Annotated in this window: 14 protein-coding genes; 8 read left to right on the top strand and 6 right to left on the bottom strand. The window is 36.6% G+C overall.

Annotated elements, in window-relative coordinates; translation table 11 throughout:
- Together LQ227_RS02820 and LQ227_RS02825 are read right to left on the bottom strand one after the other, a co-directional pair.
- Window positions 1-2,466, bottom strand: coding sequence for a heme lyase CcmF/NrfE family subunit (locus LQ227_RS02820; RefSeq protein WP_230143643.1), 2,466 nt, complete (start codon window positions 2,464-2,466; stop codon window positions 1-3).
- Window positions 2,467-2,471: 5 nt separating this feature from the next.
- Window positions 2,472-2,906 (bottom strand): cytochrome c maturation protein CcmE, encoded by a 435-nt coding sequence (locus LQ227_RS02825; RefSeq protein WP_230143640.1) that lies wholly within the window; start codon window positions 2,904-2,906, stop codon window positions 2,472-2,474.
- A gap of 255 nt (window positions 2,907-3,161) precedes the next feature.
- On the opposite strand from LQ227_RS02825, the gene LQ227_RS02830 reads away from it, so the two are divergent.
- From LQ227_RS02830 to LQ227_RS02840, 3 genes are read left to right on the top strand one after another with little or no spacing between them, the layout of a single operon-like run.
- Window positions 3,162-3,842, top strand: coding sequence for a hypothetical protein (locus LQ227_RS02830; RefSeq protein ID WP_230148181.1), 681 nt, complete (start codon window positions 3,162-3,164; stop codon window positions 3,840-3,842).
- 55 nt (window positions 3,843-3,897) lie between these two features.
- The gene (locus LQ227_RS02835) at window positions 3,898-5,925 is read left to right on the top strand and encodes a hypothetical protein (RefSeq protein WP_230148182.1); all 2,028 of its coding nucleotides are present in this window, start codon (window positions 3,898-3,900) and stop codon (window positions 5,923-5,925) included.
- A gap of 46 nt (window positions 5,926-5,971) precedes the next feature.
- Window positions 5,972-7,372 carry a hypothetical protein gene (locus tag LQ227_RS02840; RefSeq protein ID WP_230148183.1) on the top strand — a complete coding sequence of 467 codons (1,401 nt, stop codon included), beginning with the start codon at window positions 5,972-5,974 and terminating at the stop codon, window positions 7,370-7,372.
- Window positions 7,373-8,000: 628 nt separating this feature from the next.
- On the opposite strand, the gene LQ227_RS02845 is transcribed toward LQ227_RS02840, so the two are convergent.
- The 4 genes from LQ227_RS02845 to LQ227_RS02860 form a co-directional block, all read right to left on the bottom strand.
- Complete coding sequence (locus tag LQ227_RS02845; RefSeq protein ID WP_057932370.1) at window positions 8,001-9,422, bottom strand: Glu/Leu/Phe/Val dehydrogenase; 1,422 nt, start codon at window positions 9,420-9,422, stop codon at window positions 8,001-8,003.
- Window positions 9,423-10,073: 651 nt separating this feature from the next.
- Complete coding sequence (locus tag LQ227_RS02850) at window positions 10,074-10,292, bottom strand: CcmD family protein (protein ID WP_215125768.1); 219 nt, start codon at window positions 10,290-10,292, stop codon at window positions 10,074-10,076.
- A 1-nt stretch (window position 10,293) separates the two neighbouring features.
- Window positions 10,294-10,956, bottom strand: coding sequence for a cytochrome c biogenesis protein CcsA (gene ccsA / locus LQ227_RS02855; protein WP_230143634.1), 663 nt, complete (start codon window positions 10,954-10,956; stop codon window positions 10,294-10,296).
- Between the two features lie 81 nt (window positions 10,957-11,037).
- Window positions 11,038-11,703 (bottom strand): heme exporter protein CcmB, encoded by a 666-nt coding sequence (locus LQ227_RS02860; RefSeq protein WP_215125769.1) that lies wholly within the window; start codon window positions 11,701-11,703, stop codon window positions 11,038-11,040.
- 242 nt (window positions 11,704-11,945) lie between these two features.
- On the opposite strand from LQ227_RS02860, the gene LQ227_RS02865 reads away from it, so the two are divergent.
- From LQ227_RS02865 to LQ227_RS02885, 5 genes are all read left to right on the top strand, one after another.
- Window positions 11,946-12,425: a methylated-DNA--[protein]-cysteine S-methyltransferase gene (locus LQ227_RS02865; RefSeq protein ID WP_230143632.1), complete on the top strand. Its 480-nt coding sequence runs from the start codon at window positions 11,946-11,948 to the stop codon at window positions 12,423-12,425.
- A gap of 21 nt (window positions 12,426-12,446) precedes the next feature.
- Window positions 12,447-12,845 (top strand): hypothetical protein, encoded by a 399-nt coding sequence (locus LQ227_RS02870; protein ID WP_230143631.1) that lies wholly within the window; start codon window positions 12,447-12,449, stop codon window positions 12,843-12,845.
- Between the two features lie 45 nt (window positions 12,846-12,890).
- Entirely contained in the window at window positions 12,891-13,265 is a 375-nt protein-coding gene (locus tag LQ227_RS02875) for an S-adenosylmethionine decarboxylase family protein (protein ID WP_230146595.1), read from the top strand.
- Window positions 13,265-14,578 carry a DUF4178 domain-containing protein gene (locus tag LQ227_RS02880; RefSeq protein WP_230148184.1) on the top strand — a complete coding sequence of 438 codons (1,314 nt, stop codon included), beginning with the start codon at window positions 13,265-13,267 and terminating at the stop codon, window positions 14,576-14,578. Before LQ227_RS02875 ends, LQ227_RS02880 begins: the two co-directional genes overlap by 1 nt.
- Before the next feature lie 181 nt (window positions 14,579-14,759).
- A complete protein-coding gene (locus LQ227_RS02885; RefSeq protein ID WP_230143628.1) occupies window positions 14,760-14,984 on the top strand; it encodes a DUF350 domain-containing protein in 225 nt (74 codons plus the stop codon).

Consider the following 14,984-nt stretch of genomic DNA (forward strand, 5'->3'; position numbering starts at 1 on the left):
TTATGCGGTTTTGGCCTCTTTTCTTCTTCTGAAAATTGAAAGTAAGAAACCAACAACCATTACAATAGTACCTGCCCAATATAAATTGATGAAAGGAAATTCTATTGCTTTAAAAACTACCCAGTCTTTAGCCTGCTGAGGTTTTTCAAAAATCTGAAGCTCCACTTTTTTCTCATCCGGTAATACCCTGGCAAAACGGAATTTCAAATCCAGTTCATCCACCTTGCGGGCGAAATCGAAAGTGTTATTTCCTTTGATCAAGAAAATAGGTTCTGTATTGTAAACTTTACCGGCAGCATTAACCTCTAATGGTAAACCAACAGCGTAATCGCCCTGGCCCAAAACCAAATCCTTTGCAGTAGGTTTTCTATTTAAATCCTTAACGGTAACAATGCCGCTTGAGGTGTGAATGGTATCGCCTACTGAAACCTTAACAATACGCGGTGCTTTATAATTTTCATCATCAGAATGACCTTCGTGATCATCGTGCGATTCTTTTTTAATAGCGGCGCTGGTAATGTGGGTGTAAACATCGTAGGTTAAATAATGCTTGGTATCAGGAGAAGCTATTAAACCCATTTTTTCGTTATCCTGCACATGTGGATGCAAGTTAAAATCTTCTTTAACCTTACCTTCTTTATCTAAAACTTTAAAATTAAGGGTATAAATGGTATTGGGTGCTACCGTGGTATCGGCTACATAGGTTACAGTGTACTTACCCATTTTCTTAGGTTCGTTTTTGTATAACATGATGTTTTCACCTGGTTTTTCTGTTTTCTCGAAATCTTTTACCGGAATAAAATTATTCGCGTTGATGGATAAAGGTTTGTTTGTAGCTGCAGAAATTAATGCGCCTAAGATCAGGAAAGCAAAACCAATGTGTGCAATTGCAGATCCGGCCAATTTTGCCTTGCCACCGAAAGCCTGATATAATACCGCAGCGTTAGAAAGTACGGCAAATAAACAACTGAAGGTGATGAGGATGTACATCGTGTTGGTGTAAATATTAGCCACATATACCAAACCCGCTGTTAACACAATGGAGAAAATAATTGCCGATACCAGACTGCTATAAAATTTGCGTGGATCGGTTCTTTTGTATTTTAAATATTGAGAGAAACCCGAAATCAAAGTAATTAATACCGCGAAAGGTGCTTGCCATTGGTTGTAATATTTTACAGCATCGATAGGAGGCGAAAAGTTTGTCCCAAAGGCTTTGTTAAATACAGGAACTGATGTAGAGAATATGACCTGGATACAAGCAATGGTTACCACTAAAGCGCCAATAAACATCCAAAATTCGCGAGAATAAGTTTCTTCATCCTTGGTGGTAATTGGTAATTCTTTCCATCTTACTACAATGAGCACAATTGCTAAAACAGCGAAAACTACATTGTATAAAATCAAGTGTCCAAACATCCCCATATCAGTAAATGAGTGAACTGATGTATCACCTAAAATTCCGCTTCGGGTTAAAAATGATGCATAAAGCACCAATAAGAAACTTAAGAATACTAAAGCAATTGCAGTAAAATAAGCATGACCTGTATTTTTATAAGCAATCATTACGTGTACGGCACCAATTAGGGTTAGCCATGGAATTAAAGAGGCATTTTCTACAGGATCCCAAGCCCAGAAACCGCCAAAGTTTAGTGCTTCGTACGCCCAAAAAGAACCCATAATAATACCTGTACCCAAAACCATCACCGCAAAAAGTGCCCAGGGCATAGCTGGTTTAATCCATTCTTTATATCTTTTCTGCCACAAAGCCGCAATTCCATACGCAAAAGGTACAATCATACTGGCAAAACCTAAAAATAAGGTTGGTGGATGGATCACCATCCAATAGTTTTGCAACAATGGATTTAATCCTCTGCCATCGGTAATAAATTTTAAATAATTAGCGAAGTTTTCAGGGTTTGCGAAAACTACAGGAGCCATTGATTTCAGATCAAGAGAATCTCTTAATAGAATAAACGGAGAACTTCCGATGCGCTCACCCAAAATCTCTACACCTAAAAGCATTGAAGTCAAAAACACTTGAGAGAAGGCCACAACCGTCATTACAGGGCGCTCCCAGGTTTTAGCTTTCCAGATTAATAAAGTACCTAGAAACGATTGCCAGAAGGCCCAGAGCAAGAAACTTCCTTCCTGCCCTTCCCAAAAAGCAGAGATAATATAATGAATTGGAAGTTGTTTTGAAGAGTGCCAATAAATATAACTGTATTCATTGTAGTGGCCCAGTACCAGGTAGAACAAAATTGCTCCAATACCAATTATACAGCCAAAATTAACCAAGAATCCAATCCGGCCTAAGTTACGCCAAGATTTATCTTCTAAATTTTTATCGCGACTGGCATAAAAGTATGCGATTGTTGAAAGTAATGATGCACTAAACGCCAGCACAATAAAAAACTGCCCGATTTTACCCGGTAGCAGGTTTTCGCCTACAAATTGAATATCCATTAAAATTAGTTATATTTTTTTTCGCCGTACTTACCTACCGTATCAACCTTACCGTCTTTATTAATTTCAACAAGGTTATCGTTATATTTAGATGGGCATTTCATTAAAATTTTCGATGCGTAGAATTTGTCTTTATCCATTTTACCGATAAGCACTAATTTTTCAGATTTTTCGAAATCCTGCGGTTTGGTACCTGCGTAAATTACCTCTCTCACTTCTCCCTTTTCATCTTTCATGTGGAATGAAAAATGGTTAGCATCTTTTACGGCGTCGTAATAAGTACCCATCGATTTTACCCAATAACCCATAACATGCTCTTCTTTCTCAGAAAGGCTTGCCTGTTTAAAATTAGAGTAGGTGTCGGTATTTGCGTTTAAGCTAAATAAAATCCCTACGGAAATTGCGATGGTAATCAATCCAATGATTGCACTTTTCTTCATGGTTATACTTGTTGTAAAAGCTGGCAACAAAGATAGAAAAATCGGCTTAGCCAGCATTCTTTTACATTTTTCTTGTCTTTATATTGACAATTACCTGATTTTTGAAGGAGAAATATTTTTTCTGAAGCCCTATTTATAACCGATCTTAAGGAATATCTTAAATCGTTTAAAAATTTGGGCTGAAATTGTTAAGTTTGACCTGTCAGATAATCATTCCTTTTTTACATCCCACAGTAAAACATAAACCGGATTAACATGAAATTAAAGCAGTTTTATAAGCTTTTGGTATTTATAGTTTTAATACCTTTTTTAAGCTCTTGTTTTGAAGTAATTGAAGAAATTGCTATGAAAAACGATGGGACCGGCGATGTGGTACTCACCATAAACTTAAGCCAGAGCAAAACCAAAGTGGCTTCTGTAATGCTTTTGGATAGCGTACAAGGCTATAAAGTTCCCAGCAAACAAAAAATTCAACAGGAATTAAATGAAGCAGTGGCCTATTTAAGAAAATCGGAAGGAATTTCGAATGTAAAAAGCACGAGCGATTTTAACAATTACATTGCAACCATTAGTTTTTCTTTTAAAGATGTTTCAAATATCAATAACATCACCAAAAACATTCTTGCACAGCAAAAAATTAAGGCCACTAACACCTCCTCGTATAATTATAACAAGGCCACCAAAACCTTTAGCCGAAAATATCAGGCAATAGGTACCGCTAAAACAGAATTCAATAAATTAAAAGCAAAAGACAAGGCAGTTTTTAACGGCGCAACTTACACCAGCATCTATCGTTTCGAATCTCTTGTAACAAGTAGCACCAACCCGGCATCAAATGTATCGAAATCTAAAAAAGCTGTAATGTTAAAAAGTAGCATCATGGATTTAATTAACGGAAAAATTAACGTATCTAATTCTATACAATTATCTAAATAAATGAAGCTGAGTAATTCACGATAGTTTCATCTCCACTGAAAACAATTTATATCTAATGAAAAAAATTCTAATTGCAATCGCTCTTTTCTTATCGTTTAATCTGGCCAAGGCTCAGGATCTAGTTAAGAAAATACCTGCAAATGCCTTCACAGTTGCCACCATTAAGGGCGATAACGTATTTAAATTGATGTTTGTAAAAGATTTTAACGAATCTTTTGTGGGCAAGAAATTATTGACCGAAACTTCAAAATCACTTGATAAAAGTTTTACCAGCATAGAAGATTTCGGCATCAACCTAGAGAAAAACATGTATTACTTTAATCAGTTAAGCGATAGTATTACTTATAACTGTTTTCTTATTCCGATAAAAGATGCCAAAAAATTCGAAAATCTGATTGACAGCAAAGAGAAAAAGTTTACACAACAGGGCGATATCCGTACGATGGTTTTGCCTGATAGCACGAGCATTATTAAATGGAACAACAACATGCTGTATTTTGTAACCGGAAGCATAAAAGGATCTTTCTTTGCTGATTCTGTTAAATCTGCACGTTATGGGATTAAAGATATAAGGTTCCAAAGTGACGATGCAATAGTTGCGGATAGCGCGGCTGTGGCTGTAGACTCTGCTTATGCAACAACAGATGAGCCTATGGTAGAAGCAGTTGATGCCCCGGTTGTTGAAAAAGTAAAAGTTCGGAAAAAATCGACGGCTAAAAAGAATACTAAAAAAACTGTCGGAACGAAAAAAACCGGTAAAAAGAAAACGGCCAAAAAATCTAAAAAAGTTGCTAGAATAGATTCAGATTTTGAAGAAGCAAGAGAATTCGCAGTCGATACTGCCAGCGCCATGACTCCTGTTCATGGTATTGTTGATGAGCAATATGACACCTACCAGCAAGAGCGTTTGGAGCAAGATGCAAAGAAAAAGAGATTGGCTTTTACCTGGATGATCGCCCAGGCAGATCAGATTTTCACTGGCAGTTATGAGTCTATCGAAAACAATAAATCATACACTGCGAGTTTAGATAATAAAGCTATTGCAGAACTTTGGGTATCGAGCCTTCAAGATGTTTACAATTCGATTTCTCCTGAATTTGGTGCTTACGGTAAAGCAGGGTTAATGAAAGGTTATGGCAGTTTAAATGCGAAACTTTTTATGGACGACAAGAGTTTCCGCATCTCTACAGGCTTAGAATTAGCTCAGGAACAGGCAGATGCGTATAAAAAAATTATGAACAGAAAGTTAAACAAAAACTTTTTGAAATATGTAAACAGCGAAAAAGCGCTCGGTTTTATGAGCTATTCGATTGATACCAAAGCTTATCTGGAAGAATTCCCTAAATTAATGAAACAAACCTATGGTTCTTTATTGGGGGGAAAAATGGATGAAGAAATTGATCTAGGTACTGAGCTCTTCAGTCTTTTGCTAGATGAAGAAGCTGTAAGCAAGGTAATTAAAGGCGATGCGTTATTCGTAATTAATGGATTAAACACCAAAGACGTTACTTACACCACTTACGAATATGATGATGATTACAAACAAAAAGAAATTGTTAAAACCAAGAAAGAAACGTTGCCAGATTTCCTTTTCATGTTTTCTTCTGAAGATCACCGATTGATTAACAAACTGATTAAATATGGCGTAAACAAAAATTATGTATCTGTTGAGAACAACATTTATAAAATATTGGAAAAGAAAAGCCCGATTGATATCTACTTTATGATTAAAGATGGTATTGTATTTTTCGGCAACTCGTTAACAGAAATGCAGGGCATTAGCAACAATCAATACAACAGCAATAAATTAAGTAAACTGCATAAACAACTATTGAGCAAAAACAATTTCAGCTTTCTGTTTAATGCCAAAAACCTGGTCGGCAAAGTACCAGATTCGGAAATTGGTGGTGAAGAAACCGCTAAGAAATTTAACAGCACTTTAGAGAAAATGGGCAATGTATACATGAAATCGAACCCGATTAAGGGCAGATTGGTTTCGGCAGACATTAGTGCTGAAATTCCGAACGGACATGAAAATGCATTGAAATATCTGTTTTCTTTAATTGAAAATGCAGCGAAGTAGTTTCGTTGGCGATTATCAGTTGGCAACTTACAGTTAACCATACGCTATGAAGAAATTTTTAAAAATAACAGCAGCAATAGTTTTATTGCTGCTTATTTGTTATTTCGGCTTTTTCAAATACAGACAGATCCGGGCCAATAATGTATCCATCCCTATTTCTACCAATGCTTTACTTAAAATAAATGTAGATGAACTTTACAAAACCATTGCGGTTAGTTATATAAAACACCCAAATCAGTATTCGGGATCAGATAAAAAAGGGATTAAGGAAAAGGTAGACGATTTAAACACCGGATTGAAAATCCCGGCAAACATCTACCTATATAGTTTAAAAGGAAAAGCAAAAACTACTTTTTTTTCGAGCTTCGAAATAGCAGATACGCTTGTATTTAACCATTTTATTCAAAAAAAATCTTCTTTGCCGCTGATTAAAAAAGATAGTAATTTCTTTCAATCCAAAGATTCGACTTTCTTTATTCTATTTAACAAAATAACTGTCGCTTTTGCCTATACGCCACAAAAAGAACAGGTAAAAACTACGCTGGTAGAAATACTGAACCGTAAAAATATGATTAAAGTTGGCGAGAGCCGATTTAAACAACTTGTAAACCTTTCTGATCATATTTCGTTTCAAAATACCGGGAACTTCAGCAAAATTAATTTTACTGATGGAAAAATTAGTTTCAGCAATGAGTTCATAAACCAAATGATCGTGCCTGCGGCTAAACCACAGCACCGGGTTCTAAACCCAGAAAGCACAGTAAGTATGTGGCTAAACGGAAAATTTAAATCCGATTTAATTAAAAAAAATCAGACCGTGAGCCCTTCTCTCCTTTCAAAAGATAGCTTTTTCAGGTTTTACAAAGATTATGTGGATTTTGAATGGACAAACACCATTACACAGGTAGATACTGTTGTAGGTTATGAATATAATGATGATTTTGAAAGGGTTGAAAAAAAAGTACTTCAGGACCGGAAGATTCCTTCTATTTCCATGAATCTGGCTGCCAATGACCAAGAAGTAAGTGATTATCTTAAATCACTAGGTGCATTGGATCAACCTACCGGGAAGATCAGCAGTTCGATGATTCCATTGTACCAGGTTTACTTTAAAGGCAATAGTGGTAGTATTCAATTAAGCACAGTGCAAAGCGCTAAACCCGATTTAAAAAGGATATCATCTGACGATTTCTTTTATTTTAAAGTAGATTTTAAAAAGCTGATTAAACAAACACCAATACCCTTAATTGCAGATAAACTGGGTACTTTTAGTCAATTAGAGATCAAAGCAAAAAGCACAGGAAAAGACAAAATCAAACTTGAATCGGAACTTTTATTTTTAAACAAGGATGCCAACGCCCTCATCCAACTTTTAAAAGTGTTTAAAAATGGTTTCAACAGGTCAATTAATTTTAATTTTTCTGTTGATATTCCGGTAACCAAGTAGAGTATTTTCCGCAGATTCAAGGTGATTTACGCAGATTAACTGTCCATTGTACCTAAACCTGATGGGACGGATGCCGGTCCTTCATCGGCAGGAGGTACAGCAGGGCCAAGCCAGTCCAATGAAATATAACGCTTCATTACTAAAACTAAAAACTATATTCATTATTTGGAGCGCACCGCCTGTACAAAACAAAAAGTTTCTTCCCGTTTTACGCTTTTACGCTTCGCTGCCTCGTACCTCGTTGCTGCAGGGTAACGCTGCAACCGGGGCTAAGCAGGCAAGATAGTGTTTCATTTTTAGGGTTGCAGGGTGCACAGACCCTTGTATCTAAACCTGATGGGACGGATGCCAATTCCTTCAATTGGCAGGAGGTACAGCAGGGGCTAAACCATCCCCATGAAACACAAACCTCTCATTTCCAAAACAATTTTCGTTAAAAATGGTGACCCTTTTGCCTGATACATCACCAAGCATGGATTCGGACTTGCTATCGTAGTAAGATTGCTTCGTACCTCGCAATGACGGCCTGGGTGCAAAAAAAGCCCTGCAGTTTTAAATCCTGCAAGGCTTCATAATAAGATTGCTACATCCCGATAAAGGATCGGATGTAGCAATGACGATTAGTTGATTATGGCCAAACGCCTAAATTCATATAAGAAACCGCAATTTTATCGATTGAATTTACAAAAGCAGCTGTTCTCAATGTTTGAGTTGCCGGTTTGTTCATTAATGTTTCGCGGATTTCGTGGTAAGAATGGATCATGGTGTCTTCTAAACCAGAGTTTACCAATTCCATTTCAGATGCTCCTTTAACAATCATTAAACGATGCTCAGGAAGGATCGTTTTACCGGTTAGGTTTTCTAAAGTATTGATCAGATTGGCATTTGAGTTAGCTGCATACCGGTTCTCCATACGACCGAAAGCCACGTGAGAAAGGTTTTTCAACCACTCGAAATAAGAAACCGTAACACCGCCCGCATTGCAATACATATCAGGAATGATGATACCACCCATTTCGGTAAAAATTGTTTCAGCTTCTGGCGTTGTCGGACCATTGGCACCTTCGGCAATAATTTTTGCCTTGATATTACGGATATTAAGCTCGGTGAACTGGTTTTCTAAAGCTGCAGGAACAATGATATCGCAATCTTGCTCTAAACCTTCCATCGAATTTTTAAAGTCTTTAGCACCAGGGAAACCTAAAATTGAACCAGTATTTTTACGGTGTGCAAAAACCTCATCCACATTTAATCCATTAGGATTGTAAATAGCACCTTCAAATTCGCATAAACCTACAATAGTAGCACCAAATTCTGCCAAGAATTTAGCCGAGTGGTAGCCCACATTACCTAAACCTTGAACGATTACTCTTTTATCGCCTAAACCAGCTTTAAAGCCTATTTTAGCCATATCTTCTGCCACCTCTACACATTCACGTACGGCATAAGCAACACCACGTCCTGTAGCTTCTTTACGGCCACGGATTCCATGTAAAGCAATTGGTTTACCAGTTACACAGCCTAAAGCGTCTAACTGACCAGGATTCATAGTCATATAGGTATCGGCTATCCAGCTCATTTCGCGTTCGCCAGATCCATAATCAGGAGCAGGAACATCGATACCAGGGCCAATAAAATTTTTCTTAATTAATTCTGTAGTATAACGGCGGGTGATGGTTTCTAACTCAGCAACACTGTATTGTTTAGTGTTAATTTTAATACCCCCTTTTGCGCCACCAAATGGAACGTTAACAATAGCGCACTTGTAAGTCATTAAGGCCGCAAGCGCCATAACCTCATCTTCGTTTACCATTTCACTGTAACGGATACCACCCTTGGTAGGGCTCATGTGGTGAGAGTGTTCTACACGCCAAGCATCGATTACTTCAAAACCGTTTCCGCGGCGGATTGGGAATTGGAAACGATACACACTATTACATGTTTTAATCTGGTTCAATAAACCTTCTGGATGATTGGTGAATTGAGCCGCACTGTCAAAGTTCTTACAAACATCTGCAAAGAACTTGTTCTCGTCTGCTAGATTAGCCATTATTTATTTTTTATATTGAATAAGTTTTCGATGCAAAATTGCCTAAAAAAACTGCACATATCCAAATGCAAAAAGACTTAGTGTAAAGCAAACACCATTCTGCTTTAGCCTAAAAACAGCTTTCATGCCCGTTGGAGAAAACTGTCGAAAAACTATACCCAAACACGTTTAAATGCAGATATCTTAGACAACTTACATCATAACAACGACTATTTTTATAGGTTTTCTACAGGCTATTTCGATCTAAAAAAAATTATAAAAAAAATATTCAAAACAGTCTTTTGTTGCGACACTGAACAAATAGAAGCTAAAAAACAGATCAATATTACGAATATTGCAAATGCCTATAAAAACAGGACATAAAAAAAGTGACCAATTGTGTTGATCACCTTCTTAAGTTAATCTAAATCGTCCCGTTGATTTAATTTATAACTAACCAAACTTGATCAATAAATAATCAAGAAACAATACTGTTATGTAGGTATTTTATGTTGCTACTGCGCTGTATTTTTAATTAGGGTCTTTAAAATCAGTAAAAACCTCTTTTACAACTAGATAAATACAAAAAAATAATGAATTTAGTCTTAAGATACAGCCATTTACCAACCATTAAAGCCAAATATGGTTTTAACGAGAATCGTATTTACGCTATTATTTATCAGTTTGGTTTTCTTTTTCGATTTTCTTTAATCTTTTATCGATGGAGAACAGGTAGGCCAACAAACCTACAAGAATAATTACGATACATATTACCACAACATATATCTTTCCATTGCTGCGAAGGCTATCAGCCATTTCTACGCCATTATCCTGCGCAAATAATTGCATAGCGGCCATCATTAATATCAGGGAGAAAAATATCTTCTTCATTTTAGTTATGTTGTTGTTTATTTTCTATATTACGTATTCTGAAACGGATGGTATAAACCCAGTAACCGATTAATATCCAGCCCAAACATGCAGGATAAAATACCATGCGCATGCGGCTATCTAAATCGTAACTGTTAAAACCTGGGTTACCGCCATTGCCTGGGTGTAATGAATCTTTTAAACGGGGTAACACAAAAAGTAATACCACCATCATTGGAAAGGCGAAAATATTGTAAATGGCCGAAATCTTGGCTCTTTTCTGTTCTTCGTCTATCGCATTGCGCAGAATGAGGTAGGCAAAATAGAGCAAAATTGAAATGGCAGCAAAATTCTGTTTAGGATCGAAACTCCAAAACTGCCCCCAGGTATATTTAGCCCAGATAGCACCTGTTACCAAACCTAAAACGCCAAAAACTATCCCAGCGTTTACACTTTCTACAGCTTTAATATCATCGATTTCGCTTTTGCTGCTTAATGACTTTACACTGTAAAAAACAGAGATCGAAAAGAGCACAATCATGGCAAACCACATCGGAACATGGAAATACAGATTACGGATTGTTTCGTTCAAAATAGCTAGATGCGGCACCCCAAGTAATAAACCTGCTATTGCAGTATAAATTACCAAAACCGAACCTAAAATTTTCCACCAAGTTTTATTCATACCTATATAATTATTGAGTTTTGAATGATTGAATTAGTGAATGTTATTCTCTATTCAATCATTCTCTCATTCAATCATTTTTTAATCCCTCCAAAGGTAAGGAAATAACAATAAAGACGTTGCCACCATCAGTACATTCACCACCAGTAGCATCGCTATTTCATCGTAACTATTCTCCCACGGCAAGCCGTCAACGGCATTTTTGGCCAGTTTAATTAACAAGATCAACACCGGAATAATGATTGGGAAGCTTAAAATAGCCATCAACATTCCTCCATTCCCCGCTTTGCTTGCGATTGCCGAAACCATTGTAAATACAGTAGAAAAACTTAAACTCCCTAGTACCACAGCGATGTAATACATCACTAAATCGGGCGGGGTAAAAGAATCGAAAACCAATGTATAAAAACCTAAAGCAATTGTAGTAAGCACCAACATGAGGAGTGTATTGTAAACCGTTTTAGAGATTAAAACCGCAGCTGGACTTGCCAAAATATAACTATACAACTGTTGGCCTTTAGTTTCTTGCAAAAAACTTTTCGATACGCCATTAATTGAAGCAAAAAGCATGATGATCCAAAACAAGGCATTCCATGTTAATTTATCGCCCAAGCTAACAAAAGAGAGGTAACAAGTAAAAATGGTAGAAACCACATAGAGCAACACACCGTTAATGGTATATTTGGAGCGCCACTCTAACAATACTTCCTTGTGAATTAAATATTTAACCTCTTTGGCCAATTGCATAACCACAAAGATACTTTTATTGATAAATATTGCACGCTTAAATTGTTGTATTGTTGTAATTTTGTTTAAAGTTTAGGTGGCAGAAAAAAGTTTTGAACCACAGATGAAGAGGATAAACACAGATGGCATTTTTTCGTAACAGCACAAATGTTCTAAAAATCTAAATTAAGCGCGGAACACAAAAAAATGTCCACAACAATCTGTGTTCATCCGTGAGAATCTGTGGTTAAAGTAATTATGATATGAACTACGCATCAGTTATAGCATCGCCTGTTGGCACAATAACCATCTTAGCTGATGACGAATTTGTACATGTAATTACTTTTGCTGAAAAGGATATTACAGGATTATCAGAAAACGCACTTACGGCAAAGGTAGCCAAGCAGTTAAATGATTATTTTAAAGGCGATTTAAAGACTTTCGATTTCCCGTTGAAGCAAAAAGGGACTGAATTTCAACAGGAGGTCTGGCAGAATTTACTGACTATACCTTTTGGCGAAACCACTTCATATGCCAAATTTTCTGCACACAATCCATTAGCTATACGCGCTATTGCTGCAGCAAATGGAAAAAACAATATTGCCGTTGTAGTACCATGTCATAGGGTAATTGGCAGTAATGGTAAACTTGTAGGCTATGCAGGTGGTTTATGGCGTAAACAATGGCTGCTACAACACGAACGTGAAGTTGCCCAAAAAGGACAAACTGAATTAAAATTTTAAAACCATACTTTTATTTTGCAGATGAATACAGAGCAAGCCGAAACAACTAAAAATTATATAAAAGCCGTCCGTTTAATTAATATTGAAGATAACAAATGTGCTTTTGAAACGGGTAAAATCCCTATCCGTCAGCATATTAATGCCAGTTATTTTTTCGCCCAAACCGATGTATCAACTTTAGAGAAGATCCCTCATCCTGCGCCAAGGCGTCAATACGTAGTTACGCTTAAGGGTAAACTTCGGTTTACAGTAAGCAATGGCGAAACTTTTATTATCGAGCCGGGCATTATACTCATTGCCAATGATACGGCCGGAGAAGGGCACACATGGGAGGTTATAGAAGGTAATGAATGGGAAAGAATCTATATTCCCCTGGAAGATGATATCAACGATTATTTTATCGCAGATACTCAATTTTAAATTCTGCTCCTAAAAATCTTCCTACATTTAAAATAATTTATATTTTTGGAAGATACCAAACGCTCAATGAACTACAATCCTGGCTTACATATTTTATCAGAGTTCTCGTCTGAAAAAACTGAACAACTTTCCTCCTTTCACGATTGTAAAGCACTTTTTAACTGCTTAATTGAGACAAATGGGCTGGAAAAGGTTGGCGAAGTTTATCACGATTTTCCTAATGGGGGTTTTACGGCCATAATCTGTTTGACAGAATCTCACCTGTCTATCCATACATGGCCTGAATTTAAACTGGCAACTTTTGATATTTTTTTATCAAACTATCAAAAAGACAATACCCAAAAGGTTAAAGATATTTATGAAGCTGTACTCCATTTTTTTGAAGGTATAGAAATACAGAAAACTGAAGTGGTTCGCTAATGGAAGTTCCTGCAAAATCATTTTTCAAACTGTCAGAAACCATTGCCTGCTCAATATGTAAGCACAATATTGTACTATACGAGGCAGCAAAGAGCAAATACACCGTTTGCCCTTCATGTTATTCCTATTTGCACATTATTAGCATCACCGAATGCAGGTTGAGTAAGAAATTAGATCAACCAGAAAAAGTTCTTGTACTAAAACTGGGCTCAACGGCAAATATTCATGGTACTGAATTCAAGGTAATTGCCTATCTCGAAAAAAAAGAAGCCAATACCAGCTATGCCTGGCGCGAATATATCTTAACCAGCCCCGATAAAGGTTATGTTACCTTATCCGAATTCGATGGGCATTGGAATTTTATCGCAGGCGAAGATTTTCTTCCTGATTATAAAGCGCCTATATCTTACGGATTAAGCATTGGTTATAAAGATGTTGAATACAAACTTTTTAACAGGTATACACCAATAGTTACAGCCATGCTTGGTGAAGTAGATTGGGATGTAGTTAACGAAAGGATTAAAGCTACCGAATACATCGCACCACCTTTTATGGTTGTAAAGGAGGTTAGTAAAGCAAACAACCAAACCAATTATTATATTGGTGAATACCTCGATGCTGAAGTAATTGCCGATGCATTCAATATTGATAAAAACGACTTACCTAAGCAGATTGGGATTGGTGCAAACCAACCGTCAAAGGCTTTCGATAGGTGGACAGCCTCATTAAAGATAACAGGCGCAGCCATTATCTTAGTGCTGCTTTTCCATTTACTGTTCAATGCAATAAAACCTGAAAAGGAACTAATAAACGATGATTTTTTAATCGTTTATGATACTAAAGGTGGTCCTGATTCTTTCAGGTCATTTATTACGCCGTCTTTTACGCTTGATGATGAATCATCAAATATTGAATTTGAAATTGCCTCGGCAGTTGATAATAACTGGCTGGAAACCACAATTGTACTGGTTAACGAAAGCGATAACAAAACCTGGGAAGTAAGTAAGGGGATCGAATATTATCATGGTAATGAAGATGGCGAAAGCTGGTCGGAAGGTTCTACAAAAGAATCGGTTGTACTATCAGAAATACCTAAAGGAAAATACCATTTAAATGTGTATCCATCATCAGGAGATGTATTTAGGAATAACCTTTACATAAAAGCGGTGAGTAATGTAACCATGTGGGGCAATACGATAACCACTATATTATTACTCTGCATTTTTCCGGCCATCTGCTGGCTTTTAATGCGCGATTATGAAAAAAGAAGATGGAATAACAGCGATTTTTCACCTTTTGTAAATGGAGAATAAATGAATCTGAAACCGATAAAATATTACCTTATTATACTGCTGGCCCTTATAGGTTTTTATGGCTACAGTGGTTTAAAAGGGCGCGCTTACTTCCCAGATAAAGTAGAAAAAAACACAGAATTTAATGGCAATAAAAGTCATTCCGGTCATGTAAATAGATTTTACCATAAATAAAAACATTATGAGTTTAAATGAATTAATTAACATCAAGTACATTATTGCATCATTGGTTTATTCCGTATTGGGCATAATGGTTCTCTTTATAGCTTTTTGGATTATTGAAAAAATGACCCCCGAAAACCTTTGGAAAGAAATACTGGAAAAGCAAAACCTGGCATTAGCAATCGTTTTTGCGGCTTTTATTATTGCAATGGCAATTATTATTAGTTCAGCCATTCATAGTTAG

This window comes from Pedobacter sp. Bi27 (assembly GCF_918698255.1).
Lineage (GTDB): Bacteria > Bacteroidota > Bacteroidia > Sphingobacteriales > Sphingobacteriaceae > Pedobacter.

Excerpts from the sequence above, each read along its gene's own strand:
- LQ227_RS02820 (WP_230143643.1), bottom strand. The coding sequence starts at position 2,466 with ATGGATATTCAATTTGTAGGCGAAAACCTGCTACCGGGTAAAATCGGG.
- LQ227_RS02825 (WP_230143640.1), bottom strand. The coding sequence starts at position 2,906 with ATGAAGAAAAGTGCAATCATTGGATTGATTACCATCGCAATTTCCGTA.
- LQ227_RS02830 (WP_230148181.1), top strand. The coding sequence starts at position 3,162 with ATGAAATTAAAGCAGTTTTATAAGCTTTTGGTATTTATAGTTTTAATA.
- LQ227_RS02835 (WP_230148182.1), top strand. The coding sequence starts at position 3,898 with ATGAAAAAAATTCTAATTGCAATCGCTCTTTTCTTATCGTTTAATCTG.
- LQ227_RS02840 (WP_230148183.1), top strand. The coding sequence starts at position 5,972 with ATGAAGAAATTTTTAAAAATAACAGCAGCAATAGTTTTATTGCTGCTT.
- LQ227_RS02845 (WP_057932370.1), bottom strand. The coding sequence starts at position 9,422 with ATGGCTAATCTAGCAGACGAGAACAAGTTCTTTGCAGATGTTTGTAAG.
- LQ227_RS02850 (WP_215125768.1), bottom strand. The coding sequence starts at position 10,292 with ATGAAGAAGATATTTTTCTCCCTGATATTAATGATGGCCGCTATGCAA.
- ccsA (WP_230143634.1), bottom strand. The coding sequence starts at position 10,956 with ATGAATAAAACTTGGTGGAAAATTTTAGGTTCGGTTTTGGTAATTTAT.
- LQ227_RS02860 (WP_215125769.1), bottom strand. The coding sequence starts at position 11,703 with ATGCAATTGGCCAAAGAGGTTAAATATTTAATTCACAAGGAAGTATTG.
- LQ227_RS02865 (WP_230143632.1), top strand. The coding sequence starts at position 11,946 with ATGAACTACGCATCAGTTATAGCATCGCCTGTTGGCACAATAACCATC.
- LQ227_RS02870 (WP_230143631.1), top strand. The coding sequence starts at position 12,447 with ATGAATACAGAGCAAGCCGAAACAACTAAAAATTATATAAAAGCCGTC.
- LQ227_RS02880 (WP_230148184.1), top strand. The coding sequence starts at position 13,265 with ATGGAAGTTCCTGCAAAATCATTTTTCAAACTGTCAGAAACCATTGCC.
- LQ227_RS02885 (WP_230143628.1), top strand. The coding sequence starts at position 14,760 with ATGAGTTTAAATGAATTAATTAACATCAAGTACATTATTGCATCATTG.